Source organism: Amycolatopsis sp. NPDC028719 (genome assembly GCF_055565395.1).
On sequence record NZ_JBVHUL010000009.1, the window covers coordinates 30,401 to 57,174 of the forward strand.

Sequence of the window (26,774 nt, forward strand, 5' to 3'; positions counted from 1 at the left end):
CGTGGACCCCCACCACCCCAGTGTGCTGTTGGGGGCGGGGAACACACCAAACGCCACATTGGGTGCGTCTGACGCACCCAATGCCACATTGGGGCGCTCCGGACCGGGGCTAGCCCGCCTCGATCGGCGCGGTCTTGGTCGCCGACTTCCGTTGCAGCGCGCGGGCGATCGGCTCGACCACCCGCGCCGCCGTCGGGCCCAGGATCGCCATCAGCAGCACGTACGCCGTCGCGAGGGCCGCCAGTTCACCCTCCACCGCGCCCGCCGTCACCGCCAGGCCCGCGATGACGATCGAGAACTCGCCTCTCGCCACCAGCGCCGCTCCGGCGCGGGCCCGGCCCATCTTCCCGATGCCCTGGCGGCGCGCCGCCCACCAGCCGGTGCCGACCTTCGTCAGCGTCGTCACCACCGCCAGCACGATCGCCCAGCCGAGCACCGGCGGGATCGACGCCGGGTTCGTGTTGAGCCCGAACACCACGAAGAACACCGCGGCGAACAGGTCCCGCAGCGGTTCCAGCAGGTGCGTCGCGTTCTCCGCCGTCGAGCCCGAGATCGCGATGCCGAGCAGGAACGCGCCGACCGCGGCCGACACCTGCATCGCCGACGCGAGCCCCGCCACCAGCAGCGCCGCGCCGAGCACCTTGAGCAGGAACACCTCGCGGTCCGGGCTGTCGACGGCGGCCGAGACGTACCGGCCGAACTTCAGCGCGATCACCAGCACCACGGTGATCACCAGCAGCGAGATCCCGACGGCCTCCATGCCGCCGAGGAAGCTGACGCCGCCGAGCACCGCGGTGAGGATCGGCAGGTAGAGCGCCATCACGAGGTCTTCGAACACGAGGATCGACAGCACCACCGGCGTCTCGCGGTTGCCGAGCCGGCCGAGGTCGCCGAGGACCTTCGCGACGATCCCGGACGACGAGATGTACGTGACGCCCGCCATCACCATCGCGCCGACCGGGCCCCAGCCCAGCAGCAGCGCGACGGCCGCGCCGGGGGCGGCGTTGAGGACGATGTCGAGCAGGCCCGCCGTCCACGAGCGGCGCAGCCCGGTGAACAGCTCGGCCGCGGAGTATTCGAGCCCCAGCAGCAGGAGCAGCAGCACGACGCCGATTTCGCTGGCCAGGTGCGTGAAGCCGCCGATGTCGGTCAGCGGGATCAGCCCACCGGAGCCGAAGCACAGGCCGCCGAGCAGATAGAGCGGGATGGGGGAAAGGCCGATCTTGCCGGCCAGGCGCCCGAGCGCGCCCAGCACGAAGAAGACCGCCCCCAGTTCGATCAGGGACAGCGCGGTGTGGTCCATCGTGGCTCAGCCGTACTTGAGGATCTTGGCGGCGGCTTCGAGACCCTCGCTCGTGCCGACCGCGACCAGCAGATCGCCCCCGGTGAGGGTGAAGTCGGGCGTGGGCGAGGGGTGCACCTGCCCCGCCCGCGCGACCGCGACCACCGAGACGCCCGTGCGCGTGCGCATCGCCGTGTCGCCGAGCGTCCGGCCGTCGAACGGGCCGGACGGCTTGATCGGCAGCTGCCGCGTGCTGATCCCCGGCAGGTCCCGGTGCTCCTCGGTGAGCTGGGCGACCAGCTGGGGCGCGCCGAGCAGGTTGGCCAGCGTGCCCGCCTCGTCCGCGGTCAGCGGGATCGAGGCGGCGCAGGCGTCGGCGTCGTCCGCCTTCGACACGATGAGCTCGGTGTGGCCGTCCCGCTGGGTGACGACGCCGATGCGGCGGCCGGTGCGGGTGCTGAAGTCCTTGCGGACCCCGATGCCGGGCAGGGGGGTTACTTCGACGTTCACCCAACCACCGTAACCCACGTGTCCGATTCGCGACGTTCAGCCGAGCAGCAGGAACAGGCCCGCGACCACCATCACCGCGGCGGTCAGGCCGTGGACCCCGAAGGCGATGGCCTTCTTACCCCGGTGGCGCAGGACGATCAGCATGTCGAAGACGGGCCAAACGGCCGCGACGAGGATGACCCAGCCCAGCGCGTGCGGGTCGCCGTAGACGATCAGGGCCAGCGGGATCAGGCCGGCCCCGATGTCACGGCCGCCCTTCACGTTGAGGAAGCTTTCGGCGTTTTCGGGGACCTCGGTGAAACCGAAGCCCGCGGCGATCTTGGCCGGCGCGAAGAGGTAGTTGAGGCCGACGTAGATGATGCCGAGCGAGACGATCGCGACGAGGACGTAGCCGGTGACGAGCATGGTGTTCCCTCCAGGTTTCTAGCATCGCTAGGATTGCTAGCAACGCTAGTCTAGCGGCGCTAGTTTGTCTAGCAGTGCTAGCATGTGACGTATGACCCAGCGACAACGGCGAGTGCGCGACCGGACCGAGCGAGGGCAGCGGATCGTCGCCGCGGCCAGGGAGCTCGCCGAGGCGGAGGGCTGGGAAGCGGTCACGACCCGCCGGCTGGCGGCGCTGATCGAGTACAGCCAGCCGGTGCTGTACAGCCACTTCCCGGGCGGCAAGGACGCGATCATGACGGCGGCCGCGCTGGAGGGGTTCGGCGAGCTGGCCTCGGCGCTGGCGGCGGCGCGCGACCGCGGTGTCGCGGGAGTGGCGGGCGCGTACCTGGAGTTCGCCGAGGCGAAACCCGCGCTGTACGACGCGATGTTCACGCTGGCCTCGGAGCTGCCGTTCGCCCAGGACGACACGCCCGCCGTCATGAAGGAGGCGTTCGACGGGCTGTTCGCCGTGGTCGAACCGGTGGCGGGCGACGAGGACGCCGGAACGCTGACGGAGGTGTTCTGGGGCGCCCTGCACGGCCTGATCACCCTCGACCGCGGGCACCGTCTGTCGCCCGCGCACCGAGCCGGGCGGCTCGAGCTGGTGGTCGCCCGCTTCGGCGCGCGGGACGGCTGAGCCCGGGCCGATCCACGTACCCGGAGGGTCGGCTCGCGTACCCGGACGGTCGGTTCGCGTGATTGGAAGGACGACACGCGTGATGGGGAGGACGACACGGCGGAAGTCGGCCCCGTGCGGGGCGACTGATCTCCCGCACGGCCCGACCGGCAGAATGGGGGACGGCCCGAACGAGACGAGAACGCGAGGAGAGTGCCGGTGACGGGAGCCCTACGAGGTGTGGTCGCGCTGGACGGCCCGTCGGGGACCGGGAAGACCACCGTCGCGCGCAAGCTCGCCCAGCGCCTCGGCGCCGGCTACCTCGACACCGGCGCCATGTACCGGATGGTCACCCTCGCCGTGCTGCGGGCCGGCGTCGACCCGGCCGACGCGGCCGCCGTCGCCGTGCTGGCGGACAAGACCGACTTCGGCATCGGCACCAGCCCCGACCGGCTCGAGATCCGGCTGGCCGGCGAGGACGTCGCCGCCGACATCCGCGGGCCCGAGGTCACGAAGGCCGTTTCCCCCGTCTCGGCCGTGCCGCACGTGCGGGAGCTGCTCGTCGCCCGGCAGCGGCAGATCATCGACGACGTGGTCGGGCACCGCGGCGGGATCGTCGTCGAGGGCCGGGACATCGGCACCGTCGTCGCGCCGGACTCGCCGCTCAAGGTCTACCTGACCGCCTCGGCCGACGTCCGCGCCTCGCGCCGCAGCACCCAGGACACCGCCGCCGGGCGCAAGTCGTCGGTCGCCGACGCCCTGGCCAGCGTCGAGCGCCGCGACCACCTCGACTCCACTCGCACCGCCTCGCCGCTGCGCGCGGCCGACGACGCCGTGCACGTCGACACGTCGGAACTGTCGATCGACCAGGTGATCGTCGCCCTCAGTGAGCTCGCCAGCCACCGCGGACTGCTGGCGGGGTGCAACGCAGAGGTAGCTCGATGAAAGCTGACGGACTGCCCGAGGGCTCCGTCGGCTGGCTCCACGACGCCGGGCGAATCTTCGGCCGGTATCATCTGCGGTCGGCCTTCCGCATTCGCGTGCACGGCCGTGAGCGCATGCCCGCCACCGGGCCGGTGCTCGTGGTCGCGAACCACAGCTCCATGATCGAACCGCAGCTGATCTTCGGAATGCTGCCGCGGCGTTCGGCGTTCCTGGTCAAGGCCGAGCTGTTCAAGGGCGTGGCCGGGAAGTTCCTGGTGGCCATCGGGCAGATCCCGCTCAAGCGCGGCGCGATCGACCGCAAGCCGCTGATGACGGCGGCCGGGGTGCTCAAAGACGGCGGCGTCGTCGGGATCTTCCCCGAAGGCACCCGCGGTGCCGGGGACGTCGGTGCGGCCGAACGCGGCGCGGCCTGGCTGGTCCGGGCCTCCGGCGCGACCGTGCTCCCGGTCGCGACGCGGGGGACGCTCAAGCCGGCGGACGGCAAGCGGCGCTGGCGCCCGCGCGTGGACATCCTCGTGGGGGAGCCGTTCACGCCGAAGGTCGGACCCGGGAAGACCGGGCTCGACCAGGGCACCGAAGAGCTGCGCGGCGAGCTCGCGGCGCTCGTGAAGACTTTGGACGATTGGCGTTCCGAAAACGGATTCGGCTCGCCATAAGGGAAATTGGGTTCTGATGGAAGAGTTGGACAGCGTCGGCGAAGTCGACGGCACCTGGTCGGACGAGACCGAGTTCGCCAAGCTGGACGCGCAGATCGAGGCGGCGGAAGCGGCCGAGGAGGCCGCGCTCGCGCAGCCGGTGCTCGCCGTGGTCGGGCGGCCGAACGTGGGCAAGTCCACGCTGGTCAACCGCATCATCGGCCGCCGCGAAGCCGTGGTGCAGGACGTGCCGGGCGTCACCCGCGACCGCGTCGCCTACGACGCCTACTGGGGCGGGCGCAAGTTCACCCTGGTCGACACGGGCGGCTGGGAGCCGGACGCGACCGGGCTGCAGGCCTCCGTCGCCGCCCAGGCCGAGCTGGCCATGCAGACCGCGGACGCGATCCTGCTGGTGATCGACGCCTCGGTCGGTGCCACGGCCACCGACGAAGCCGCCTCCAAGGTGCTGCGCCGCTCGAAGAAGCCGGTGCTGCTGGTGGCGAACAAGGTCGACGACGACCGGCTGCTCGCGGACACCGCGTCGCTGTGGTCGCTCGGCCTCGGCGAGCCGCACCCGGTCAGCGCGCTGCACGGCCGCAGCTCCGGCGACCTGCTCGACGCCATCCTCAAGACCCTGCCTGAGGCGCCGCGCGAGGGTGTCGCCGCGACGTCCGGGCCGCGTCGCGTCGCGCTGGTCGGCAAGCCGAACGTCGGCAAGTCGAGCCTGCTGAACAAGCTCTCCGGCGAGGAGCGCTCGGTCGTCGACTCGGTCGCGGGCACCACCGTCGACCCGGTCGACTCGCTGGTCGAGCTGGACGGCGAGACCTGGCGGTTCGTCGACACGGCGGGCCTGCGCAAGCGCGTCAACTTCGCCGCCGGCGCCGAGTACTACGCCTCGCTGCGCACCAAGACGGCGATCGACGCCGCCGAGGTCGCGGTCGTGCTGCTGGACGCGGCGGAGCCGATCTCGGAGCAGGACCTGCGGGTGCTGAGCATGGTCGTCGAGGCCGGGCGCGCGTGCGTGCTGGTGTTCAACAAGTGGGACCTGGTCGACGAGGACCGCCGGCACGCGATGGTCCGCGAGCTGGACCGCGGCCTGGTCCGCGTCCCGTGGGCGGAGAAGGTCAACGTCTCGGCGCTGACCGGCCGTTCGGTGCGCAAGATCGCCCCGGCGCTGCGGACGGCGCTGGCGTCGTGGGACAAGCGCGTGCCGACCGGGCAGCTCAACGCGTGGCTGTCCGACTTGATCGCGGCCACCCCGCCGCCGGTCCGCGGCGGCAAGCAGCCGAAGGTGCTGTTCGCGACGCAGGCGGGCATCCGGCCGCCGACGCTGGTGCTGTTCACCACCGGCTTCCTCGAGGCGGGCTACCGCCGGTTCATCGAGCGCAAGTTCCGTGAGCAGTTCGGCTTCGAAGGCAGCCCCGTCCGGGTGAATGTGCGGGTTCGCGAAAAGAAGGCGAAACAGAAGATCGGCGGAAAAGCGGCCCGTCCCGCCAAATCCCGGTGACGTTTCGGGCATCACGCGTGATCCGGCGGGCATCACCCGTGATTGGAGGGGCATCACTCTCGATGCCCTTCCAATCACGCGTGATGCCTCTCTGAACACGCGTGATGCCCCTCCGGTCACGGCGATCTTCGTGAGGTCCGACACTCCGTCGTGACCGTGCGGATATCTTTCCTTCACCTGCGGGTATGGTGAAGGGTCGTTGCGGGCGCCTCGTTCGGAGAGCAAGCCCGGTGAGGCTCCCGGAAGGTGAGTGGTGGGCTTGCGCGCCCGAGGTTCGTCCCTGCACGTCTGCGTCACGGCCGAGGTGAGTGGCCGATGACCGTCACCATCGAACCGGTCGAGCCCGCCCCCGAAGTCACCCTCGCCCCGGTCGCCGACCGAGCGCTGTTCTGGTCCGGCCTCGGGGCCGGCGAGCGCACCCTGCTCGACGTCCTCGCCGCCACCGCGGAGCAGCACCCCAACGCCGCCGCGATCGACGACGGCACCACGACGCTGACCTACCGCCGCCTCCTCGAGGAGATCGACGCCTACGGGCGCCGCCTCAAGAGCTACGGCGTCGGCCTCGGCGACCGCGTCGGCATCCGGATCTCCTCCGGCACCGCCGAGCTGTACGTCGCGATCCTCGCCACCCTGTCCGTCGGCGCCGCCTACGTGCCGGTCGACGCGGACGACCCGGACGAGCGCGCCGAGCTGGTCTTCGAGGAAGCCCAGGTCGCGGCGGTCGCCACCGACGGCAAGATCCACGTCCACAGCACCCCGGGTGGCCGTGACGGCGTCCCCGGCCCGGCCGACGACGCGTGGATCATCTTCACCTCCGGCTCCACCGGCAAGCCCAAGGGTGTCGCGGTGAGCCACGCGAGTGCCGCCGCGTTCGTCGACGCCGAAGCCGGGCTGTTCCTCACCGAGGAGCCGATCGGCCCGGGCGACCGCGTCCTGGCCGGGCTGAGCGTCGCCTTCGACGCCTCCTGCGAAGAGATGTGGCTGGCCTGGCGCCACGGCGCCTGCCTGGTGCCGGCGCCGCGTGCGCTGGTCCGCACCGGCGTCGACCTCGGCCCGTGGCTGGTCGCGCAGGGCATCACCGTCGTCTCGACCGTGCCGACGCTGGCCGCGCTGTGGCCCGCCGACGCGCTCGAAGACGTCCGCCTGCTCATCTTCGGCGGCGAAGCGTGCCCGCCGGAGCTGGCCGAGCGCGTCGCCGTCGAAGGCCGCGAAGTCTGGAACACCTACGGCCCGACCGAAGCCACCGTCGTCGCCTGCGCCGCGCAGCTGACCGGCGAAGGGCCGGTCCGGATCGGCCTGCCGCTGGCCGGCTGGCAGCTCGCCGTCGTCAACGACGAGGGTGAGCCGGTCGCCATGGGCCAGACCGGTGAGCTGGTCATCGGCGGCGTCGGCCTGGCCCGCTACCTCGACGCCGAGAAGGACGCCGAGAAGTTCGCGCCGCTGCCGTCGCTGGGCTGGCAGCGCGCCTACCGCTCCGGCGACATGGTCCGCGCCGAAGAAGAGGGCCTGCTGTTCCTCGGCCGCCTCGACGAGCAGGTCAAGCTCGGCGGGCGCCGCATCGAGCTGGGCGAGGTCGACGCCGCACTGCAGTCGCTCCCGGGCGTGCAGGGGGCGGCCGCCGCGATCCGCCGCACCAAGGCGGGCAACCAGGTCCTCGTCGGCTATGTCGTGCCGGCTCCTGGCAAAAAGTTCGATCACGACCAGGCCGCGACCCGGCTGCGCGAGCACCTGCCCGCCGCGCTGGTGCCGCTGCTGGCCGTCGTCGACGACCTGCCGACCCGCACCTCCGGCAAGGTCGACCGCGCCGCCCTCCCGTGGCCGCTGTCCACAGTGGACGCCACCGGGCTGTCGCCGACCGAGACGTGGCTCGCCGAAGGCTGGGCCGAGATCCTCGGCGTGTCGGTCGACGACCCGAAAGCCGACTTCTTCACCCACGGCGGCGGCAGCCTGACGGCCGCGCAGGTCGTCGCGAGGATCCGCACCCGGCACCCGCAGGTGTCGGTCGCCGACATCTACGCCCACCCCAAGCTGGGCGCGATGGCCGCGGTGCTGGACGCGCTGAGCGGCCAGGCCACCGAGCGCCGGGACATCGCGCCGACCCCGCGTCGCGCCGGGGTGATCCAGACGCTGCTGATGGTTCCGCTGATGGGTCTCGTCGGCCTGCGCTGGGCGACGCTGGCCGCCGCGCTGTCGAACATCCTTTCGCTGCTCGGGTTCGCCTGGGCGCCGACGCTGAGCTGGGCGTGGATCGGCCTGGCCTGGGTGGCGCTGTTCAGCCCGGCGGGCCGGATCGCGATCGCCGCGGGCGGCGCGCGTGTGCTGCTTTCGGGGGTCCGTCCCGGCACCTACCCGCGCGGCGGGAGTGTCCACTTGCGACTGTGGACGGCCGAGAAGCTCGCCGGGTTCTCCGGCGCGGACAGCGTCGCGGGTGCCTCCTGGATGACGACCTACGCCAAGGCGCTCGGCGCGCGGATCGGCAAGGACGTCGACCTGCACTCGCCGCCGCCGGTCACCGGCTTCCTCAAGCTGGGCCGCGGCGCGGCGATCGAGCCCGAGGTCGACCTGACCGGGCACTGGGTCGACGGCGACCGCGTGCACATCGGCAAGGTCCGCATCGGCGCGGAAGCCCGCATCGGCGCGCGCAGCACGCTGTTCCCCGGCGTCCGCATCGGCAAGGGCGCCGAGATCGCGGCCGGGTCGACCGTCCGCGGCGTGGTCAAGGCCGGTCAGCACTTCGCCGGTTCTCCCGCGGCGCCCGTCGGGAAGGACGGCAAGGACGCGAAGGACGCGCTGAAGTGGCCGTCGAGCCGCCCGCCGCGGTCGCACTTCTGGGCCACCGTGTACGGCGCGACCTCGCTGCTCCTCGGCTTCCTGCCGGGCATCGCGGCGCTGGCCGGTGTCGCCGTGCTCGGCTACGCGATCGCCGGTGCGCCGACGCTCCTGGCGGCGTTCGTCCAGGCGCTGATCTTCGTGCCGGTCGCGACCGTGGCGTACTTCGCCGCGTACATGCTGTTCGTGCTGGCCGGCGTCCGGTTGCTGAGCATCGGCATGGTCGAGGGCTACCACCCGGTGCACGGCCGCGTCGCGTGGCAGGTCTGGGCCACCGAACGCCTGATGAGCATGGCCCGCGAAGGCCTGTTCCCGTTGTACGCCAGCCTGTTCACCCCGGTCTGGCTGCGGCTGCTCGGTGCGAAGGTCGGCCGCAACGTCGAGGCGTCCACCGTGCTGGCGCTGCCGAAGATGACCAAGGTCGACAGCGGCGCGTTCCTGGCCGACGACACCATGGTCGCCACCTACGAGCTCGGCCACGGCTGGCTGCACGTCGCCCCGGCCCGGATCGGCAAGCAGGCCTTCCTCGGCAACTCGGGGATGACCGCGCCCGGCCGTTCGGTGCCGAAGCGCGGCCTGGTCGGTGTCCTGTCCTCGACGCCGCTGAAGGCGAAGAAGGGCTCGTCCTACCTCGGCATGCCGCCGCTGCCGGTCCGCCGCGCGATCGGCGACGCCGACACGAGCCGCACCTACACCCCGGCGCTGCACCTCAAGGCGGCGCGGGCGCTGGTCGAACTGTGCCGGATCATCCCGGTCATGTGCGGGGTTGCGCTGACCGTCTCGGTCGCCTTCGGGCTGCTGTGGGCGGCGACGGCGTTCGGCTTCGGCGTCGCCGCGCTGCTGGCCGGGCCCGCCCTGCTGGCCGCCGGGATCGTCGCGGCGCTGACCGCGACCGTCATGAAGTGGCTGCTGGTCGGCAAGTTCCGCGAGATCGACCACCCGCTGTGGAGCTCGTTCGTCTGGCGCAACGAGCTGGCCGACACCTTCGTCGAGGCCCTCGCGGTGCCGTGGCTGATCGGCTCGCTCGGCGGCACCCCGCTGCTGGGCGCCTGGCTGCGCACGATGGGCGTCAAGATCGGCCGCGGGGTCTGGCTGGAGACGTACTGGCTGCCCGAGGCGGACCTCGTGTCGCTGGGTGACAGCGCGACGATCAACCGCGGCTGCGTGGTGCAGACGCACCTGTTCCACGACCGGATCATGAGCATGTCGCGGGTGGTGCTCGGCGAGGGCGCGACGCTCGGCCCACACGGCATCGTGCTGCCGGGTGCCGGGATCGGCGCGCGCACCACGGTCGGCCCGGGGTCGCTGGTGACCCGCGGCGACGAGGTGCCGGCCGACACCCGCTGGCTCGGCAACCCGATCTCCGCGTGGCCGGGTAAGTAACGAAAGCGGGGCCAGGCGCGCCGGATTCACCTCTCCGTGCGAGCCTGGTCCCAGCACGCACGAGGAAAGGTTCGCCACGGGTGATTTCGAAGGCCCCCGCTCCCGGCGCGGACACTTCCGGTGACTCCTACCTCCCCGCGCACGGCAACGGCGGCTACCGGGTCCGGCACTACGAGCTGAACCTGGACTACAAGGTCGCGCCGAACCGGCTCTCGGCCTCGGCGGTGATCACGGCCGAGGCGACGCAGGCGCTTTCCCGCGTCAGCCTGGACTTCGGCGAGTTCCGCATCAACCGCGTGCTGGTCGACGGCAAGGCCGCGAAGTACCTGAAGCGCGGCGCGAAGCTGCACGTCCGGCCGGCGAAGGCGGTTGCGGCGGGGGCCGCGTTCACCGTCGAGGTCCACTACGTCGGCAACCCGCGGCCGGTGGGCAGCCGCTGGGGCGACGTCGGCTGGGACGAGCTGACCGACGGCGCGCTCGTGGCGAGCCAGCCGGTCGGCGCGCCGTCGTGGTTCCCGTGCAACGACCACCCGGCGGACAAGGCGGCCTACCGCGTCACCGTGACGACGGCGTCGCCGTACCTGGTCGCGGTCACCGGCGACCTGGTCGAGCGCGTCATCGGCGGCAGCGCCACGCGGTGGGTCTTCGAGCGGCCGGAGCCGACGGCGACGTACCTGATGAGTGTGCAGATCGGCCGTTACGACGAGCTCGAGCTGTCCGGCCGCGGCTGGTTCCCGCGCACGGGCGTGAGCGCGCGCCGGCTGATGGTCGGCTTCGGCCACGGCCGCGTCGAGTCGGTCCTCGAATCGGTACCGCAGCGGGCCGCCGTACCTCCGCGGCTGCGTCGCCTCTTCGAACGCGACTTCGGGCGGCAGGGCCGGATGCTGGAGATGCTGCAGCGGCTGTTCGGCCCGTACCCGTTCGGCGAGTACGTCATCGTCGTCACCGACGACGACCTCGACGACCCGATCGAGGCCCAGGGCATGGCGATCTTCGGCGCCAACCACGTCGACGGCCGCCGCACCCACGAGCGTCTCGTGGCGCACGAGCTGGCCCACCAGTGGTTCGGCAACAGCCTGACGGTGGCCGACTGGCGCCACATCTGGCTGAACGAGGGCTTCGCGACCTACGCCGAGTGGCTGTGGTCGGAGGAGTCGGGCGGGCAGTCCGCGCAGGCGCTGGCCCGCGGCTGGCACACGCGGATCAAGGCCAAGCCGGCGGACGTCCGGATCGCCGACCCGGGTGTGGCCCGCATGTTCGACGAGCGGGTGTACAAGCGTGGAGCGCTGACGCTGCACGCGCTGCGGGCGGAGATCGGCGATCCGGCGTTCTTCGCGCTGCTGAAGGCGTGGGCGGTCGACCACCGCCACGGCGTCGTGACGACGGAGGGGTTCGTGGCGATGGCGGCGGCGTATGCGGGACGGTCGCTGGACGCGTTCTTCACACGCTGGCTCTCGACGACGGCGTTGCCCCCGCTGCCGGGGGCCTAGGATCCGCCGCGGGTGGCGTCGACCAGCCAGACCGCGCCCGAAATGCGAACGCCTTCGGGCGTCTCGAACGCTTCGAGCCCCGCCCGCAGCTGTTCCCGCGTCCGCTCCACGACGCCCGGGTCGAGCCCGGCCAGATTGCTGCGGACCGGCCCCTGGCCGAGGATGAACTCGGCCGCGTCGGCGGCGTCACGGCCGTAGTCCATCGGCGCGGTGACCGGCTCGATCCGGATGCCGGTGAAGCCGGCCGCGTCGAGCACTTCGCGGATGCGGGCCGGGTCGACCAGTGATCCCATGCCGCGCGAAGCGGGCGACGGCTTGCGCATCAGGGGCCGCAGCGCCGTGGTGGCGCGGGCGTATTCACTGTCCGGCGTACCGCCCTGCGGGCCGATGAACACCAGCCGCCCGCCGGGCCGCAGCCCGCGCCGGATGTTGGCGAACGCGGCCACGGCGTCCTCGAAGAACATCACCCCGCCCCGGCTGATCGCGACGTCGAACCCGGCGTCGGGAAAGGGGTGGACCTGCGCGTCGCCCTGCTCGAACCGCACGTTGGCGATGCCTTGGGTGGCCGCGTCGGCGCGGGCGCGCTCCAGCATCGGGGCCGAGAGGTCGACTCCGACGACGTGCCCCCGGTCCGCCCGCCGCGCGGCCAGCAGCGTGACCTGGCCCGTGCCGCAGCCGACGTCGAGGACGTGGTGGTCCGGCGCGACCGCGGCACACCGGAAGAGGTCGTCGTTGAAGGCGGCGACGGTCGCGTTGTACCGGGCGCGGTTCTGCGCCCAGTGCGCGCCTTCCCAGCCGTTCCAGGCTTCGGCTTGCCGGACGTTGGCGATGGCCTGCATGGGTTCCTCCGTTACTAGAGTTGTACTCTAGATGTACACTCTAGTAATGGAGCAGCGCAAGAAACGGGCCCGAGACGCCGCTGGGACGCGCCGGCGCATGCTGGAGGCGGCGCGCGAGCTGTTCGTCGTCAAGGGGTACGGCGCGACGACCCTCAAGGAGATCGCCGACCGCGCCGGTGTCGCCGTGCAGACCATCTACTTCACGTTCGGCAACAAACGGGTGCTGCTCAAGGAACTGGTCGACGTGGCCATCGCGGGCGACCTCGAGCCGGTCGCGACGATGGACCGAGAGTGGTTCCGGGAGGTTCTCGCGGCCCCGACGGCCGAGTCGCACCTGCGGCTGCTCGTCCGGGGCACCCGCGGGATCCTGGAGCGCGTCGCCCCGATCGTCGAGATGCTGCGCGCGGCCGCCGCGGCCGACCCGGCGATCGCCGGGCAGTGGGACGACGGCGCCGACCCGCGGTTCGCCGTGCACCTGGAAGCCGCCCGGTCGCTGGTGACCAAGCCCGGAGTGCGCGTCGGATCGACGGCCGAGCACGCCGCCGACCTGCTGTTCGGAGTCCTCAGCCCGGAGCTCTACCAGGTGTTCGTCCGCGACCGCGGCTGGTCGCCGGAGCGGTGGGAGGACTGGGTGGCCGGCACCTTGGTCGCTCAGCTCTGCGACAGCAGCTGAGCGACCAGATACATCGGATGTATATGCCGCTTTCCGGGTGAATCCTCCTGGCGTTTCGGGACGCCTTCTGCAAGTATGGCCGCACGCCGCCTGCTGATCTCACCGAAACGTAGTATGAATTCGGAGGATGCTTCATGGACGCAGTGTCGCGGCGTACCCTGCTCCGCTCTGCCTCGGTCGTGGCGGGAGCCGCCGCGTTCGGGGGACTCTGGGCCCGAGCCGCACCGCCCGCCGCCGCGCGGCCGGGAAACCCGCATCGGGACGTCGCCGCCGACGCGCGCATGGTCTGGAAGCGGCTCCCGAAGAACTGGCAGGAAGGCCCGTTCCTCGCCAACGGCTACCTCGGCGCGCAGGTCTACGCCGGGAAGACACCGCAGGTCCTCAAGGTGATGCTGAGCCACACCCAGGTGCAGGACCAGCGCGTCCACTGGGAGGCCGGGATCGGGCTGTCCCGCCTGCCGATCGGCTACCTGACGCTCACCCTCGCCGGCGCGATCACCGCCGTCGACTGGACGCTCGACCTCTACAACGCCGAGCTCGGCGGCACGATCACCACCACCCAGGGCTCGGTCGCGTTCTCCGCCGTCGTGCACAACGACCTGGGTGTGCTGCTCGTCTCGCTCACGCCGAGCGCGGGGGAGACCGGCGCGGCGTGGGCGTTCCAGCCGCTGGAGTCGGCGACCACCCGGACCGTCCGGAAGCCACCCGAGTACGTCGCGAACCCCGCGCCCGAGCTCGGTGCCGGGTACTGCGCGCAGCCGATGCTCGCCGGGGGCGGCTACACGACCGCCTGGCGCGAACGCTCGGTCGGGGCGCGACGGCTGCTCGCCGCGACCGTCGCCTACAGCTTCCCGGGCACGACGCACACCACCGACGCTCTCGAAGCCGTCCGGAAAGCGCTTGCCGCAGACCCTGACGCGCTGCTCACCCGCCACCGCCGCTGGTGGAACGACTACCACGCGCGCAGCTTCGTTTCGGTGCCGGACAAGCAAATCCAGCGGTTCTACTGGATCCAGCTCTACAAGATCGCGGCCGCCACCCGCGCCGGCGGGCCGGTCGTGTCCGAGTGGGGACCGTGGTTCCCCGAGGTCGGCAACAGCTGGACCGCGGTCTGGTGGAACCTCAACGTCCAGGTCACCTACCCGATCGTCAACAGCAGCAACCACCCCGAGCTCGACGCCGTCACCGAGACCTTCCGGCGCGACCACGCGAACCTGGAGACGTCCGTGCCGCCCGCCTACCGCGACGGCGACACCTACGCCCTCTCGCATCCCGGCGACTGGCGGCTGCGGCCGGGCGGCACGCGCTCGGTGGGCGTTCCCGGGACGACGTCCAAGACCGACCAAACCGGGAACCTGTTGTGGGGCCTGCACAACGTCTGGCTCGCCTACCGCCACCACCTGGACCGGCGGGTGCTGCGCGACGTCCTGTACCCGACGCTGGCGAAGGCCCTGAACTTCTACCGCCACTTCCTCTTCACCGGCCCGGACGGGTCCCTGCACCTGCCGCTGACCCGGTCGCCGGAGTACGCCGACGCGGCCGACTGCACCTACGACCTGTCGCTGATCCGCTGGGCCGCCCGCACGCTCGTCGACACCGCGCGGATCCTGCGCCTCGACGAACCACGCGTCCCCATCTGGCGGGAGATCGGCGCGAAACTGACGCCGTACCACGAAACCGCCGCCGACGGCGTCCTGATCGGCGACGGCGTCCCCCTGTCCGCGTCGCATCGGCACTTCTCGCACCTGCTGTGGCTCTACCCGCTGCGGGAGAAGGTGTGGGACCGCCCCGCCGACCGCGACGTCATGACGCGGACGTTCCGGCACTGGATCGCCGACCAGACCGCCTGGCACGGCTACAGCTACGCGGCCGCGTCGTCGATGAGCTCGGTGATGGACGCGCCCGAGGAAGCGTTGCGCTACCTGAAGTTCTTCCTCGACCGCAACATCGTCGCCGATACCGGGCTGACCGCGAACACGATGTACCGCGAAGGCTCGAACTTCGCGATCGAAAGCCCGGTCACCGCCGCCCAGTCCGTGGTGGACATGCTGATGCAGGGGTCCGGCGGCGTGCTCAAGGTCTTCCCGTCGGTGTCGGCGACCTGGCGCGATGCGTCGATCGCGGGCCTGCGCGCGGAAGGCGCGTTCCTCGTGGACGCCTCCCGCCGAGGCGGCAGGACGGAGTTCGTACGTGTGCGCAGTGAAGCCGGCGAGCCGCTGGTGCTGCAGCACGGCGTCCCCGGCGACGTCGACGTCCGGGACGAGCACGGCCGGCGGCTGCCGTGGCGCCCGGCCGGGCCCGGGCGGATCGCGATCGGGCTGCGGCATGGCGGCACCGCCGTCGTCACCCCGCGCGGTGCGCGGCCGGACTGCGCGCCCCGTGACGTTCCCGCCCTCGGCCCCGCACCGGCGTGGGGCCTGCCGAGCTGAACCCGTTTTCGACAAGGAGGTCGGAATGGACATCACCCGAAGGACCGTGCTCGGCGGGGCGCTCGCCGGGATCGCGGCGGGCGCGGCCGGCATCACCCCCGCCTTCGCCGACGTGCCCGGCAGCGACGACTTCGGCTGGGCCGGGTTCCTCGGCACCGCGGACCTGCACTGGCGGCGGCTGCCGAAGACCTGGTACGAAGGTCCCTTCCTGGGCAACGGGTTCCTCGGCTCCGGCATCTACGCCGAGCCCGGGCAGAACGCGATCCGCTTCACCGTCCAGCACAGCCAGGTGCAGGACCACCGCCCGGAGTTCGGCTCGCTGTTCGGCCTCGCCCGATTGCCGATCGGGTACTTCACGCTCGAACCGGTCGGCGCGATCACCGCGATCGACTGGCGGATGGACCTGTGGAACGCCGAGCTGACCGGCACGATCACGACGACGTCGGGCAGCCTGAGCCTGTGGGCGATCGTCCACACCGGACAGTCGTTGCTGGCCGTCGAGATCCGCCCCTCCGAGGGGGAACGCGCGTTCAAGTGGGTCTTCCACCCGGCGGTCGCGGTCAGCCCGCGCGCCGACCCGGTGTGGAACAAGCCGCCGCCCGCCGGCTACACCGCGAACCCGCCGGTGCAGCTGAACGGCAGCGGGGACGCGCGGCTGGCCGTCCAGCCGCTGCTGGCCGGCGGCGAGCACGTGACGGCCTGGCGGGAGGTCACCCGCGGCGGCACGCGCACGCTGTACACGTCGGTGGCCTGGTCGCACCCGGCGAAGACGGCGACCGCCCGGGCGCTCTCGACGGTTCGCCGAGCTGAGCCGTTCGGGGCGCTCACCCAGGACCACCGGCGCTGGTGGCACGACTACTACCGGGCGAGCTTCCTGTCCATTCCGGACACCCGGCTGCAGAGCTTCTACTGGATCCAGCTGTACAAGGTGGCGTCGGCGGCGCGGCGCGAGGCGCCGGTGATGGCGACGTCCGGGCCGTGGCTGGAAAACACGCCGTGGCCGGCGACGTGGTGGAACCTCAACGTCCAGCTCGAATACTGGCTGATCCACGGCTCGAACCACCTGGAACTGGACGCCGTCAGCTATGCGCTGGACAAGTACCGCGCCAACCTGACCAGCCAGGTCGCATCGCCGTACCAGGCCGATTCCGCGGGCATCCCGCGCACGACCGACATGACCCTGCTCAACGGCGTCTCGAACGCCACCAGCGGGTTCCCGGTCGGCGTTCCCGGGCAGGACACGCCGACGCCGGAGGTCGGCAACCTGACGTGGGCGCTGCACAACGTGTGGCTGTCCTACCGCCACACGATGGACCGGAAGCTGCTGTCCGGCACGCTGGTCCCCTTGCTGCGCAGGGCGATCAACTACTACCTGCACTTCCTCGCGCCGGGCCCGGACGGGAAGCTGCACCTGCCGCCGACGTTCTCGCCCGAGTACGGCGTCAACGCGCCCGACTGCAACTACGACCTCTCGCTCATCCGCTGGGGCTGCAAGACGCTCCTGCAGAATGCGCCCGGCGACCCGCTGGCGCCGAGGTGGCGGGAGGTCCTGGCTTCGCTGGTGGACTACCCGGCCGACGCCGACGGGTACATGATCGGCGCCGGTGTCCCGTTCGCGAAGTCGCACCGGCACTACTCGCACCTGCTGCAGATCTACCCGCTCTACGACGTCACGTGGGAGCAGCCGGAGCACCGGCAGATCATCGAGACGTCGCTGAACCACTGGGTCGGCTTCGAGGGAGCGCTGCAGGGGTACACGTTCACCGGGGCGGCGTCGATCTCGGCGCAGATGCTGCGCGGCGAGCAGGCGGCGTTCTACCTCGGCGAGCTGCAGCGCCGGTACATCCAGCCGAACACGATGTACAAGGAGTCGGGGCCGGTCATCGAGACGCCGTTGTCCGCGGCGAAGTCCCTGCAGGACATGCTGGTGCAGAGCTGGGGTGGCGTGCTCCGGCTGTTCCCCGCGGTGCCCGCGGCCTGGGGCGACATCGCGCTGCGCGACTTCCGCACGGAGGGCGCGTTCCTGCTGAGCGCGTCCCGGGCCGGGGGGAAGACGCGCTGGCTGAAGGTGCACAGCGAGGCGGGGGCGCCCTGCGTGCTGCGGCCGGGCATCGAGGGCGACCTCGCGGTGACGGACGCGCGAGGCCGTTCGCGGCACTGGCGGCGGCTGGGCAACGGTGACGTGCAGGTGGAGCTGGCCCGCGGTGAGGACGCCTTCGTGCACCGGAAGGGCGACCGGCCGGACTTCGGCGTGCGGCCGGTCGCGCCGGGCGGGGCGAGCGTGCCGTGGGGGCTGCCGTGAGGGGCTGATCGGGCAGGCTTTCCGGGTTCGCGCCCGGGGAGCCGGCCCGCGCGGCAGAATGGGCTTCCTGACGAGGGGAGCGGGATGAGCGAGCCGGGGCCACCAGGGGAGCGGCCGGATGGGGACAGTCCGAACGGGGCACCGCCGCAGCCGCCCTTCCCGGGGTATGACGCGCGTCCGCAGCAGCCCTACCAGCAGTTCTCCCAGTACCCGCAGTGGCAGCCGCCGGTGCCGCCGAAGAAGACTTCGCCCGCCGCCGTCGTGCTGATCGTCGGGTCGGTCATCGTCGTCATCCTGATGGCGCTGGCCTTCCTGGCCTGGGGCTACCCCGGTTTCCTGCGCGAGCCGGACGGCGAGGGCGCCATCGGGCGGTTCACGGCGTCGCCCTCGCCGACCTCGGTCGTGGCGCCGACGACCACGGAGAGCGCCCCGGTGTCGATCGCGGGCGGCCGGCACCCGATGCCGACGCGGCCGAGGCCGCTCGCCAACCCGATCACCTGTGCGTTCACGCCCGCCCCCGGGTCACCCGCGCCGAAGCCGGCGACACCGCCACCGGACGGGCCGGCGCCGTCGTCGGGGACTTTGAACGTGAAACTCGAGACCAGTGCGGGCGCCATCGTGCTGACGCTCGACCGCGCGCTCGCGCCGTGCACGGTGGTGAACTTCCTGAGCCTCGCGAAGCAGGGGTTCTACGACGGCACGTCGTGCCACCGGCTGTCGGTGACGACGGGCCTGCAGATGCTGCAGTGCGGAGACCCGGCCGGCGACGGCACCGGCGGGCCGGGCTACACGATCAAGGACGAGACGTTCCCCGAGCTGACCTACGGCCGCGGCATCCTCGCGATGGCGAAGACGGCCGAACCCGACACCGGCGGGTCCCAGTTCTTCCTGGTCTTCGGGAAAACGGAGATCCCGCCGGAGTACACGGTGTTCGGCCGCATCGACGACGCCGGTCTCGAAGTCCTGGACAAGGTCGCCCAGGGCGGAATCGACACGTCCAAGCCCGGCATCGGCGACGGCAGCGGCCCCCCGAAGATCCCGGTCACCTTCACCGAGGTCACCACCCCGTGAAGGAATGGGCATCACGCGTGATCAGAAAGGCATCACGCGTGATTGCAGGGGCATCACGTGCGATGCCCCTGCAATCACAGGTGATGCCCGCTCAATCACGCGTGTCGACCCTTCAAGCACGGTCCAGGAGGGTTCGCAACGCCGTCAGGAGGGACTTCGCCGCTTCCGCGTCGGCTGTGCGGTGGCGCCAGGCGACGTAGCCGTCCGGGCGGACCAGGAGGCAGCCGTCCTCGTCGATGCCGCTCAGCCGGGACCAGTCGCCGTACGCGTCCCGGCCCTCCGGGTCGCCGACGCGTACCGCGCGCAGGTCGAGGCCCAGTTCGGCGCCCACCTTGGCCGCCGCGTCGCGCCACGCCGTGCCGGTGAGGCCGGTCAGCACCGTCCAGCGGCCGCCGCCCACGAGGTCCAAAGTGGACACCCGGCGCCCGTGCGGTCCCACGAGCCACGCGTGCGGCAGCTTCGCACCCGGCTCGGTGCTCGGCCGGTGGAACAGCTCGGGATCGCGCTCCGAGGGGGCCACGACCCCGTCCGGCAGCACCGCGCCCGAGACATACCGCTGATCCATTTCGACGCCGTGGGCGTTGAACTCGTAGTGCTTCAGCTCGATCGCCCTCTCCAGCTCACGCCGTTTCAGCGCGCCCTCGGCCGTGGGCGCGAGGCAGGTCTCGAGCCCGGCGGTGATGCCGTCGGCGTCGGTGTCGCCGGTGATGCCCAGCGCCGCGAAGATCGGTCCGAACTGGTCGCGGCTCAGGTTCGCCCGGTCGACGATCTGCTTGCCGACCGGCGCTCGCTCGGCGCTGTAGCTGTCCAACAGCCCTTCGCCCGCTTCGCCGCGAAGCACCATCGCGAGCTTCCACGCGAGGTTGGCGGAGTCCTGGATCGAGGTGTTGGAGCCGAGCCCGTTGGACGGCGGGTGCCGGTGCACGGCGTCCCCGGCGCAGAACACCCGGCCACTCCGGTACTCCGTCGCGTAGTTGTGGTTGACCGTCCACAGGGACGTCGAGGTGATCTCGACGTCCAGGTCCGGGTCGCCGACGAGGTCGCGCACCAGCCGCGTCGCCTCTGCGACGTCGACCTCCGGCGGGGCCTGCTCGATGTCGTAACCCCAGGTCAGCAGCCACTCGTTCCACGGCCGCACCATCCGGACCAGGCCCATCCCGATCCCGCCGAGGTGCGCACCCGGCCGCATCACCCAGTAGAGGACGCTCGGGCGGTGGGCCACGTACGGCCCGAGGTCGGCGGTGAACGTGATGTTCATGCTGCCCGCCTTGCCGGTCTGCCCGGCGATCGGCAGGCCGGCCTGCTCGGCGACGCGGCTGCGCGCGCCGTCCGCGCCGATCAGGTACTTCGCCCGGAGGGTGAACTCGTCGCCGCGCACGCGGTCGTGGAACCGCGCGGTGACGCCGCCGGAGTCCTGCGTGAAGCCGAGGAACTCGGTGTCCAGCCGCACTTTCGCGCCGCGGGCGGCGGCCTCGCTCACCAGGATCGGCTCGAGGTAGGTCTGCGGCAGGTCGATCATGTGACACGGGCTGGCCGCGGTGTACTCCGACGCCGACCGGTCGCCGGTGCCCCAGCTGGCGATCCGGCCGATCTCCGGCCCGGTCAGCGACGTGCAGAGCACGGTGTCGCCCATCAGCTCCGGCGGCGTCCCGACGGCGAGGGCCTTGTCCTCGACGCCGAGGTCGCGCAGCACCTCCATGGTGCGCTGGTTGGTGATGTGCGCGCGGGGCGTGTTGGCCGTCCAGCCGTACTTGGTGGCCAGCACGGTCGGCACGCCGTAGGTGGCGAGCAGCAGCGCGGCGGATCCGCCCGCCGGTCCGCTGCCGACCACGAGGACGTCGGTGTCGTAGCTCATGCGCTGCTCCCCGAGATGCGGAAGGTGAAGTCGAGCCGGCGCCCGGTTCCCCCGGGCTGCTCGGTGAAGTCGACGATCAGGCCGTCCTTGACGCCGAACACCGTGTCCGAGTCGAGGTACTCGCCGCCGGCGACGAACAGCTGCGTGATCAGCGTCCGGTAGCCGGGCTTGGCGATCATGAAGTGCACGTGCGGCGCGCGAAACGGGTGCCGGCCCACGGCGTCGAGCATCTGTCCGACCGGGCCGTCGGCGGGAATCGGGTACGCGCTCGGCACGATGGTCCGGAAACGCAGCCGGCCCTCGGCGTCGGTGCGGAACCGGGCCCGCAGCACCGGACCGTCGACGTCGGGCAGCTGGACGTCGTAGAAGCCGTCCTCATTGGACTGCCAGACGTCCACGACCGCCTCCGGCACCGGCTGGTCGTCGGTGTCGGTGACGCGGATATCGGTCCACAGTGGAGTGCCCGGAAGCCCTGCCGCGATGTCGGCGCCCTGCGGGGTTTCGGGCGGCCCTTCGACGTAGAACGGGCCGAGCACGGCCGACGGCGTCGTGTCCGGCGTCCGCGAGTTCGTCAGGACGTCGACGACGCTCGACACACCGAGGGTGTCCGACAGCAGGATGAACTCCTGCCGGGTGTCGGTCGTGATGTGGCCCGCCCGGGTCAGGAAGCCGATCGCGTACTCCCACTCGTCCTGGGTGAGGTCGGTGCGGACGGCGTACCCGTGGAGCGTCTCGACGAGGTCGGTGAGGAGTTCGCGGATGCGGTCCGGGGCGGCGGCGAAGCTGTCGACGACCTGTTTCGTGAGTGCCTTGAGACTCGGGCGTGCGGCGGGCCGGGTGCCGGCGATCGCTTGGCGGAGCAGATCCGCCTCCGGCTCGTCCGCGATGTCCGCTTCGGTGAGCCCGAGCTCGGCCAGCGAGTGCGGGATGGGGAGGCTCGCGGCGAGTTCGAAGACGTCACCGGCGTCGTCGAGGCCCTTGTGGGCCATGACGTACGGGAGGAGGACGGCGTGCGTTTCCGCGTGCGGCAGGCCGAACTTGCCGCCGAGGAGGTGGCAGAGTTCGTGGTGCAGGCCCATCGAAACGGCGTCGAGGCACGTCCCGGCCAGCCACGCGCCGCGCAGGGCGTCGGTCCGCGCGTCCGCATCGGACGGATCCCGCGCGATGCGGGGCAGGGCGCTCGTGAGCAGCTTCGTCGCTTCCGCGGCGAGCAGGTCGGTCATCGGGCTGGCGTCGGGGGCGTAGCGGGCCTCGACGGCGTGGGCGAGCGCGTTGAGGCCGCTGGCGGCGGAGAGGGGCACGGGCAGGCCGAGCGTGAGGCCGACGTCGTACAGGACCGTTTCGGGCCGGACCTTCGGGGTCTTCTGCGTGGTCTTGCGGCCGTCGGCGGTCTGCCCGAGGACTTCGGTGAGCTCGGAGCCCGCGTACGTCGTCGGGACGATCAGCTGCGGCAGATCGGTGTGCAGGGCGATCGCCTTGGCCAGCCCGGTGGCCGAGCCGCCGCCGATGGCGACGACGCCGTCGACGTCGTGCTCGGCGACGACCTTGAGCGCGCGCTCGGTGACGTCGACGGGGGTGTGCATGGTGGCGTCTTCGAAGCGCGCGGCCAGCAGCGGGCCGAGCGCTTCGGCGGCCTGGCCGGCGTGGCGCGGAGTGCCGATGAGCAGGACGCGGCTCATCCCGAGGCGGCGTGCCTCGTCCCCGAGGGCGCCGAGCGTGCCGCGGCCGAAGACCACCCGGACGGGGTTCGCGGCGTAGGTGAACGAGGTCATGCGAGCGAGTATCCGGCCGGCCTGGCGTGCGGTCCTGCACGTTCGTGCTGCGGGACGGCACGAAACGCGCGTGTGCCCTTCAGCCGGCCCGGCGCAGGGCCGCCGGGGTGGTGCCGAGCTGGGCGCGCAGCACCCGCGTCAGGTGCTCCTGGTGGGAGAAGCCGCAGCGGGCCGCGATCTCGGCGATCGGGTCGTCGCCCGTGCGCAGCAGCAGGCCCGCCCGCTCCACACGCAGCCGCAGCAGGAACCGGTGCGGGGGCAGGCCGGTGCGGGCCTTGAACTGCCGCGAAAACTGGCTCACGCTCAGCCCGGCGAGCGCGGCCAGCTCCGCCAGCGGCACCGGCTCGGCCAGGCGTTCCGCCATCACGTCGCGGACCCGGGTGAACTGCCGATCGGAGAGACCCCGCGACGGCGCGGGCTCGCGAGCGGGGCCGGCGTGGTGGCGGCGGACCAGCTGCGCCGCGACGAGCGTGCCCAGCTGGTCGGCGTACGTGCGCGCGCTCGGCTCCCAGTCGCGGACGACGCCGTCGAGGCCGAGCACCAGCTGTTCGAGCAGGGGATCGGAGCTGCCGAGCTCCTCGGCGAGCCGCAGGGGCGCGTGGTCACCGGCCGCCTCCTGCACGGCGTCGTCGGCGACGTAGACGTGCACGGTTTCGAGCTCCCCGCCGAGCTCGACGGACAGATCGGCGTGCGAAGGCTGCAGGAAGAGCCCACCGGCGGGCATCCGGCGGCTGCGTTCGCGCGGGGTTCCGACGCCGCGCCGGACGGTCACCGGCCCGTCGAGGTGCAGGATCAGCTGGTGGCTGCGGGCGGGCGCGAACTCGGCGCGGTAGGGACGTTCCCGCTGCCGGGAGACGTAGACGCGGTCCCAGCCGAGCCCGGCGCTGGTGCGTTCGGGCCGGACCCAGGGCAGCGCGAGGATGCCGTTGGTGTCGGTCAGCCCGAGTTCGCCCACGCCTGCCTCCTCGACGTCGAGGCTGCTCGCGATGGTACGCGAACCTCGTAGGTGGGCCAGGCGTCTTCTCCGTAGTCCGTCCGAGTGCTGGAGACCCCTTGCCGTTCACCTTCGCCCACCCGGCCGCCGTGCTGCCGCTGGCCCGCCGGCTGTGGCTGCCGGGCCTCGTCGCGGGCTCGCTGGCCCCCGACGTCGCCTACTACCTGCCGGTGCCGGGCGGTGAGCTCACCCATGAGCCGCTCGGGCTCGTGACGCTGGATCTGCTGCTGGGGCTCGCCCTGGTCGTGGTCGGCCACGGGGCGCTCGGCCCGGCACTGGCGCTCGGCCCGGCGGGTCTGCGGGAGCGGGTGCCGCGGCCGGCCGTGCGCGTGCGGTGGCCCGGAGCGGTGGTGGCGATCGTGGTGGGAGCGGCCACCCACCTGCTCTGGGACGCCTTCACGCACACGGCCGGCTTCATGGTCCGGCACTGGCCGCTGCTGCGGGTGCCGGTGGCCGGGCCGCACCGGTTGTACAACGTCGTCGGCTACGTCTCGTCGGTGCTGGGTCTCGTTGTGCTCGGCATGGCGGCGACGCGGTGGTACCGCCGGACGCCCCGGGCCGGCCGCGCGTGGCCGGTGCTTTCACGAGCCATCCGCGCGGTGGTGTTCGCCGGGCTCGGGGTGGGGCTGGTGGCCGGCGCGCTGCTCGGCCTGACCGACCCGGTGAGCCGGGTGAGCGGCTACGACTGGGTGCGGTGCCTCCTGCTCGGCGCGGTGCGCGGAGGCGCCCTGGCCGCAACGGCCTACGTACTGGCCTGGACAGTCGCCTCGCGTACCCAGAGGGTCGGCTCACGTACCCGGACAGTCGGCTCACGAACCGGCCCTCCAGGTACGTGAGCCGACCCTTCAGGTACGCGAGTCGTCAACCGGGGGCCGCTCGGCCGTGACGCCAGTAGCCCAGGAACGCGATGTCGGACTTCGCCCAGCCGCGCTCGCGCACCAGGTGACGGCGTACTCCCGTGGCCAGCGCGGCCTCGCCGGCCACCCACGCGTAAGCCCGCCCGCCGGGCAGGTCGGCCGCGAGGACCGTCTCCAGCGCCAGCACCCCCGGACGTCCGGGCCGCAGGCGGGGCAGCCAGTGCACCCGGACCCCCGGCGGCGCCGACACCGGCCGGACGTCGGCGGCCGACGGCACCTCCAGGAACACCTCGGCCATCAGGCCGGCCGGAGCGTGCTCGAGGATCGCCAGGATCGCCGGCACCGCACTCTCGTCGCCGGCCAGCAGCTGCCACGCCACCCCGGACGGCGGCAGGTAGCTCACGCCCAGGTCGAAGATGCCCGCCGGGTCGCCGGGGCGCGCCCGCCGGGCCCACGACGCCGCCGGGGCGTCGCCGTCGTGCAGCGCGAACTCGATGTCGATCTCGCCCGGACGCGCCCGCCGGATCGTGTAGTTGCGCACCCAGGGCCGACGCGACTTCGGCAGCAGCAGCACCTCGGCCATCCAGCCCTCGTTGTCCAGGGTCGGCATCCGCAGCCCGTCCTGGCCTGCCCGCGGGAAGAACAGCCGCACGGCCTGGTCGTCGCCCGCCACTGCGAGGTCCGCGACCGCGGGGCCGCCGAGCGTAATGGTTCTGAACGCCGGGCTCGGCGCGGTGTTCGCCAGGACTTCGAGGGTGATCATCCGCCGGGAAGCCGGGCGACGCACCTTCGGAATCATCAGATGTCCAGCACGAGCCGCGGCGACGACGCCCGCGACACGCACGCGTACATCCGCCCGGCGGGCGCGCCGATGTCGTCGCGGTGCTCGGGCTCGCCGGCGAGCACCGACAGCTCGCAGCTCCCGCAAACGCCTTCGCGGCACCCGGACGGCACCGGCCGCCCGGCGTGGTTCAGCGCGTCGAGCAAGGACTCGTCGGCCGGGACCTGGATCGTCGCCCCGGACCGCGCGCAGACCACCTCGAACGCGGTGTCGGGCCCGAACACCCGCGCGGTCGGCTGGAAGCGTTCGGCGCGCACCCGCGGGAACACCGCTTCGGCCGCGGCCAGCATCGACGCCGGTCCGCAGCAGTAGACCTCACCCGCGAAATCCGCGAACTCCCCGAGATCCGGCCGGCCTCCGGAGAACAGCCGTACGCGTTCGCCATACGTGTCGACGAGTTCCGCCGCGAACGGCATGGTCGAAGCGGACCGCCCCACGTAGACCAGCGAAACGGCGGCCCCCGAGGCGACGGCCGCCCGCAGCATCGGCACGATCGGCGTGATCCCGATCCCGCCCGCCAGGAACAGGTATTCCGGCGCGGGAACGAGCGGGAAGTGGTTGCGCGGCGAAGAGACTTCGAGCGTCCGGCCCGGGTTGAGGTACCAGTGGACGTACTCCGAGCCACCCCGGCTCAGCGGGTCGAGCCGGACGGCGATCCGGTACGCCGAGAGGTCGCCGGGGTCGCCGCACAGCGAGTACTGCCGCGTCAGCCAGTTCGGCAGCACCAGGTCGATGTGCGCGCCCGGCTCCCACGCTTCCAAGGGCCCGTCGTCGCCGCGAAGCACCAGCGAGACTACGTCGTCGGCGACCCGTTCGACCCGGTCCAGCATCGTTTTCTGCATGTCAGTACAACTTCCGGTAGCTGTCTTCGAGGAGCTGCTCGAACATCGCCGGGTCGACGGCCAGGCCCAGCTGGTCGGCGACGATCTCGCCGGCCGACGGCATCTCCGCCGCCAGCGCCTGGCTGGCCGGGTCCCACAGCCGGGACCGCAGCAGCGCGCGGCCGCAGTGGAAGTACGTCTCGGCGACCTCGACGATGATGGCGAAGATCGGCGCCTTGGCTTCGGTGCGCATCCGGGCCAGGACGTCCGGGTCGTCGGTGACGTACGCGCTTCCGTTGACGCGCAGGACTTCCCGCACGCCGGGGATGAAGAACAGCAGGCCGACGCCGTCGTTTTCGGCGATGTTGCGGAACGAGTCGGCGATCTTGTTGCCGGGCCGGTCGGGCAGCGCGACCGTGTGCTCGTCGAGGACCTTCACGAAGCCCGGGTAGTCGCCGCGGGGCGAGCAGTCCGCGCGGCCCGCGGCGTCGGAGGTGGCCAGCGCGAGGAACGGCGAGTGCGCGATGAACCGGCGGGCGTGCTTGTCGACGTGGTCGAGCTTCTTGCCCTCGAGCATCTCCTCGGGGGCGCCCAGCCGGTTGCGCACCTCGGCCATGGACACCCGCCGGTACCGGGTGCTCAGCGTGTTTGTCCTGGTCATGGCACAATTATGAGCAAACATTCAGGTCTTGCGCTA

At 72.0% G+C, this 26,774-nt stretch carries 21 protein-coding genes; 11 read left to right on the forward strand and 10 right to left on the reverse strand.

Annotated features, from left to right (window positions below; genetic code table 11):
• Nucleotides 1-109: 109 nt before the first annotated feature.
• From ACZ4TR_RS34840 to ACZ4TR_RS34850, 3 genes are read right to left on the reverse strand one after another with little or no spacing between them, the layout of a single operon-like run.
• Nucleotides 110-1,303 carry a cation:proton antiporter gene (locus tag ACZ4TR_RS34840; RefSeq protein ID WP_465292062.1) on the reverse strand — a complete coding sequence of 398 codons (1,194 nt, stop codon included), beginning with the start codon at nucleotides 1,301-1,303 and terminating at the stop codon, nucleotides 110-112.
• A 6-nt stretch (nucleotides 1,304-1,309) separates the two neighbouring features.
• Nucleotides 1,310-1,792 (reverse strand): cation:proton antiporter regulatory subunit, encoded by a 483-nt coding sequence (locus ACZ4TR_RS34845; RefSeq protein ID WP_364464715.1) that lies wholly within the window; start codon nucleotides 1,790-1,792, stop codon nucleotides 1,310-1,312.
• 36 nt (nucleotides 1,793-1,828) lie between these two features.
• Nucleotides 1,829-2,197, reverse strand: coding sequence for a DUF4267 domain-containing protein (locus ACZ4TR_RS34850; protein ID WP_465292063.1), 369 nt, complete (start codon nucleotides 2,195-2,197; stop codon nucleotides 1,829-1,831).
• Nucleotides 2,198-2,288: 91 nt separating this feature from the next.
• On the opposite strand from ACZ4TR_RS34850, the gene ACZ4TR_RS34855 reads away from it, so the two are divergent.
• From ACZ4TR_RS34855 to ACZ4TR_RS34880, 6 genes are all read left to right on the forward strand, one after another.
• On the forward strand, nucleotides 2,289-2,855 hold the full coding sequence (locus ACZ4TR_RS34855; protein ID WP_465292065.1) for a TetR/AcrR family transcriptional regulator: 567 nt from the start codon (nucleotides 2,289-2,291) through the stop codon (nucleotides 2,853-2,855).
• A 219-nt stretch (nucleotides 2,856-3,074) separates the two neighbouring features.
• Nucleotides 3,075-3,779, forward strand: a complete 705-nt coding sequence (cmk, locus tag ACZ4TR_RS34860; RefSeq protein ID WP_284742753.1) for a (d)CMP kinase — start codon at nucleotides 3,075-3,077, stop codon at nucleotides 3,777-3,779.
• A complete protein-coding gene (locus tag ACZ4TR_RS34865; RefSeq protein WP_465292067.1) occupies nucleotides 3,776-4,435 on the forward strand; it encodes a lysophospholipid acyltransferase family protein in 660 nt (219 codons plus the stop codon). Before cmk ends, ACZ4TR_RS34865 begins: the two co-directional genes overlap by 4 nt.
• A gap of 16 nt (nucleotides 4,436-4,451) precedes the next feature.
• Nucleotides 4,452-5,921, forward strand: a complete 1,470-nt coding sequence (gene der / locus ACZ4TR_RS34870) for a ribosome biogenesis GTPase Der (RefSeq protein WP_364525123.1) — start codon at nucleotides 4,452-4,454, stop codon at nucleotides 5,919-5,921.
• Nucleotides 5,922-6,236: 315 nt separating this feature from the next.
• The gene (locus tag ACZ4TR_RS34875; RefSeq protein WP_465292069.1) at nucleotides 6,237-10,133 is read left to right on the forward strand and encodes a Pls/PosA family non-ribosomal peptide synthetase; all 3,897 of its coding nucleotides are present in this window, start codon (nucleotides 6,237-6,239) and stop codon (nucleotides 10,131-10,133) included.
• Nucleotides 10,134-10,213: 80 nt separating this feature from the next.
• Complete coding sequence (locus ACZ4TR_RS34880; RefSeq protein ID WP_465292071.1) at nucleotides 10,214-11,623, forward strand: M1 family metallopeptidase; 1,410 nt, start codon at nucleotides 10,214-10,216, stop codon at nucleotides 11,621-11,623.
• On the opposite strand, the gene ACZ4TR_RS34885 is transcribed toward ACZ4TR_RS34880, so the two are convergent.
• On the reverse strand, nucleotides 11,620-12,462 hold the full coding sequence (locus ACZ4TR_RS34885; protein WP_465292072.1) for a class I SAM-dependent methyltransferase: 843 nt from the start codon (nucleotides 12,460-12,462) through the stop codon (nucleotides 11,620-11,622). The two genes, ACZ4TR_RS34880 and ACZ4TR_RS34885, sit on opposite strands and share 4 nt — an antisense overlap.
• 46 nt (nucleotides 12,463-12,508) lie before the next feature.
• On the opposite strand from ACZ4TR_RS34885, the gene ACZ4TR_RS34890 reads away from it, so the two are divergent.
• From ACZ4TR_RS34890 to ACZ4TR_RS34905, 4 genes are all read left to right on the forward strand, one after another.
• Complete coding sequence (locus ACZ4TR_RS34890; RefSeq protein WP_465292074.1) at nucleotides 12,509-13,135, forward strand: TetR/AcrR family transcriptional regulator; 627 nt, start codon at nucleotides 12,509-12,511, stop codon at nucleotides 13,133-13,135.
• A gap of 134 nt (nucleotides 13,136-13,269) precedes the next feature.
• Nucleotides 13,270-15,564 carry a glycosyl hydrolase family 95 catalytic domain-containing protein gene (locus ACZ4TR_RS34895; protein ID WP_465292076.1) on the forward strand — a complete coding sequence of 765 codons (2,295 nt, stop codon included), beginning with the start codon at nucleotides 13,270-13,272 and terminating at the stop codon, nucleotides 15,562-15,564.
• A 25-nt stretch (nucleotides 15,565-15,589) separates the two neighbouring features.
• Complete coding sequence (locus ACZ4TR_RS34900; protein ID WP_465292078.1) at nucleotides 15,590-17,866, forward strand: glycosyl hydrolase family 95 catalytic domain-containing protein; 2,277 nt, start codon at nucleotides 15,590-15,592, stop codon at nucleotides 17,864-17,866.
• Between the two features lie 84 nt (nucleotides 17,867-17,950).
• Complete coding sequence (locus ACZ4TR_RS34905) at nucleotides 17,951-18,937, forward strand: peptidylprolyl isomerase (protein WP_465292080.1); 987 nt, start codon at nucleotides 17,951-17,953, stop codon at nucleotides 18,935-18,937.
• Nucleotides 18,938-19,049: 112 nt separating this feature from the next.
• On the opposite strand, the gene ACZ4TR_RS34910 is transcribed toward ACZ4TR_RS34905, so the two are convergent.
• From ACZ4TR_RS34910 to ACZ4TR_RS34920, 3 genes are all read right to left on the reverse strand, one after another.
• Nucleotides 19,050-20,792: an FAD-dependent oxidoreductase gene (locus ACZ4TR_RS34910; protein WP_465292082.1), complete on the reverse strand. Its 1,743-nt coding sequence runs from the start codon at nucleotides 20,790-20,792 to the stop codon at nucleotides 19,050-19,052.
• Nucleotides 20,789-22,564 (reverse strand): maleylacetate reductase and hydroxyquinol 1,2-dioxygenase domain-containing protein, encoded by a 1,776-nt coding sequence (locus ACZ4TR_RS34915; RefSeq protein WP_465292084.1) that lies wholly within the window; start codon nucleotides 22,562-22,564, stop codon nucleotides 20,789-20,791. Before ACZ4TR_RS34915 ends, ACZ4TR_RS34910 begins: the two co-directional genes overlap by 4 nt.
• 79 nt (nucleotides 22,565-22,643) lie before the next feature.
• Nucleotides 22,644-23,519, reverse strand: a complete 876-nt coding sequence (locus ACZ4TR_RS34920) for a helix-turn-helix domain-containing protein (protein ID WP_465292086.1) — start codon at nucleotides 23,517-23,519, stop codon at nucleotides 22,644-22,646.
• Nucleotides 23,520-23,617: 98 nt separating this feature from the next.
• On the opposite strand from ACZ4TR_RS34920, the gene ACZ4TR_RS34925 reads away from it, so the two are divergent.
• Nucleotides 23,618-24,394 (forward strand): DUF4184 family protein, encoded by a 777-nt coding sequence (locus ACZ4TR_RS34925; protein WP_465292088.1) that lies wholly within the window; start codon nucleotides 23,618-23,620, stop codon nucleotides 24,392-24,394.
• Between the two features lie 25 nt (nucleotides 24,395-24,419).
• On the opposite strand, the gene ACZ4TR_RS34930 is transcribed toward ACZ4TR_RS34925, so the two are convergent.
• The 3 genes from ACZ4TR_RS34930 to ACZ4TR_RS34940 are packed head-to-tail and all read right to left on the reverse strand — an operon-like array spanning nucleotide 24,420 to nucleotide 26,738.
• Nucleotides 24,420-25,214, reverse strand: coding sequence for a siderophore-interacting protein (locus ACZ4TR_RS34930; protein WP_465292089.1), 795 nt, complete (start codon nucleotides 25,212-25,214; stop codon nucleotides 24,420-24,422).
• A complete protein-coding gene (locus ACZ4TR_RS34935) occupies nucleotides 25,214-26,098 on the reverse strand; it encodes a PDR/VanB family oxidoreductase (RefSeq protein WP_465292091.1) in 885 nt (294 codons plus the stop codon). Before ACZ4TR_RS34935 ends, ACZ4TR_RS34930 begins: the two co-directional genes overlap by 1 nt.
• A gap of 1 nt (nucleotide 26,099) precedes the next feature.
• Nucleotides 26,100-26,738, reverse strand: coding sequence for an MSMEG_1061 family FMN-dependent PPOX-type flavoprotein (locus tag ACZ4TR_RS34940; protein WP_465292093.1), 639 nt, complete (start codon nucleotides 26,736-26,738; stop codon nucleotides 26,100-26,102).
• Nucleotides 26,739-26,774: the final 36 nt, after the last annotated feature.

Excerpts from the sequence above, each read along its gene's own strand:
- ACZ4TR_RS34840 (WP_465292062.1), bottom strand. The coding sequence starts at position 1,303 with ATGGACCACACCGCGCTGTCCCTGATCGAACTGGGGGCGGTCTTCTTC.
- ACZ4TR_RS34850 (WP_465292063.1), bottom strand. The coding sequence starts at position 2,197 with ATGCTCGTCACCGGCTACGTCCTCGTCGCGATCGTCTCGCTCGGCATC.
- ACZ4TR_RS34855 (WP_465292065.1), top strand. The coding sequence starts at position 2,289 with ATGACCCAGCGACAACGGCGAGTGCGCGACCGGACCGAGCGAGGGCAG.
- ACZ4TR_RS34865 (WP_465292067.1), top strand. The coding sequence starts at position 3,776 with ATGAAAGCTGACGGACTGCCCGAGGGCTCCGTCGGCTGGCTCCACGAC.
- der (WP_364525123.1), top strand. The coding sequence starts at position 4,452 with ATGGAAGAGTTGGACAGCGTCGGCGAAGTCGACGGCACCTGGTCGGAC.
- ACZ4TR_RS34875 (WP_465292069.1), top strand. The coding sequence starts at position 6,237 with ATGACCGTCACCATCGAACCGGTCGAGCCCGCCCCCGAAGTCACCCTC.
- ACZ4TR_RS34885 (WP_465292072.1), bottom strand. The coding sequence starts at position 12,462 with ATGCAGGCCATCGCCAACGTCCGGCAAGCCGAAGCCTGGAACGGCTGG.
- ACZ4TR_RS34890 (WP_465292074.1), top strand. The coding sequence starts at position 12,509 with ATGGAGCAGCGCAAGAAACGGGCCCGAGACGCCGCTGGGACGCGCCGG.
- ACZ4TR_RS34895 (WP_465292076.1), top strand. The coding sequence starts at position 13,270 with ATGGACGCAGTGTCGCGGCGTACCCTGCTCCGCTCTGCCTCGGTCGTG.
- ACZ4TR_RS34900 (WP_465292078.1), top strand. The coding sequence starts at position 15,590 with ATGGACATCACCCGAAGGACCGTGCTCGGCGGGGCGCTCGCCGGGATC.
- ACZ4TR_RS34905 (WP_465292080.1), top strand. The coding sequence starts at position 17,951 with ATGAGCGAGCCGGGGCCACCAGGGGAGCGGCCGGATGGGGACAGTCCG.
- ACZ4TR_RS34910 (WP_465292082.1), bottom strand. The coding sequence starts at position 20,792 with ATGAGCTACGACACCGACGTCCTCGTGGTCGGCAGCGGACCGGCGGGC.
- ACZ4TR_RS34915 (WP_465292084.1), bottom strand. The coding sequence starts at position 22,564 with ATGACCTCGTTCACCTACGCCGCGAACCCCGTCCGGGTGGTCTTCGGC.
- ACZ4TR_RS34930 (WP_465292089.1), bottom strand. The coding sequence starts at position 25,214 with ATGATTCCGAAGGTGCGTCGCCCGGCTTCCCGGCGGATGATCACCCTC.
- ACZ4TR_RS34935 (WP_465292091.1), bottom strand. The coding sequence starts at position 26,098 with ATGCAGAAAACGATGCTGGACCGGGTCGAACGGGTCGCCGACGACGTA.
- ACZ4TR_RS34940 (WP_465292093.1), bottom strand. The coding sequence starts at position 26,738 with ATGACCAGGACAAACACGCTGAGCACCCGGTACCGGCGGGTGTCCATG.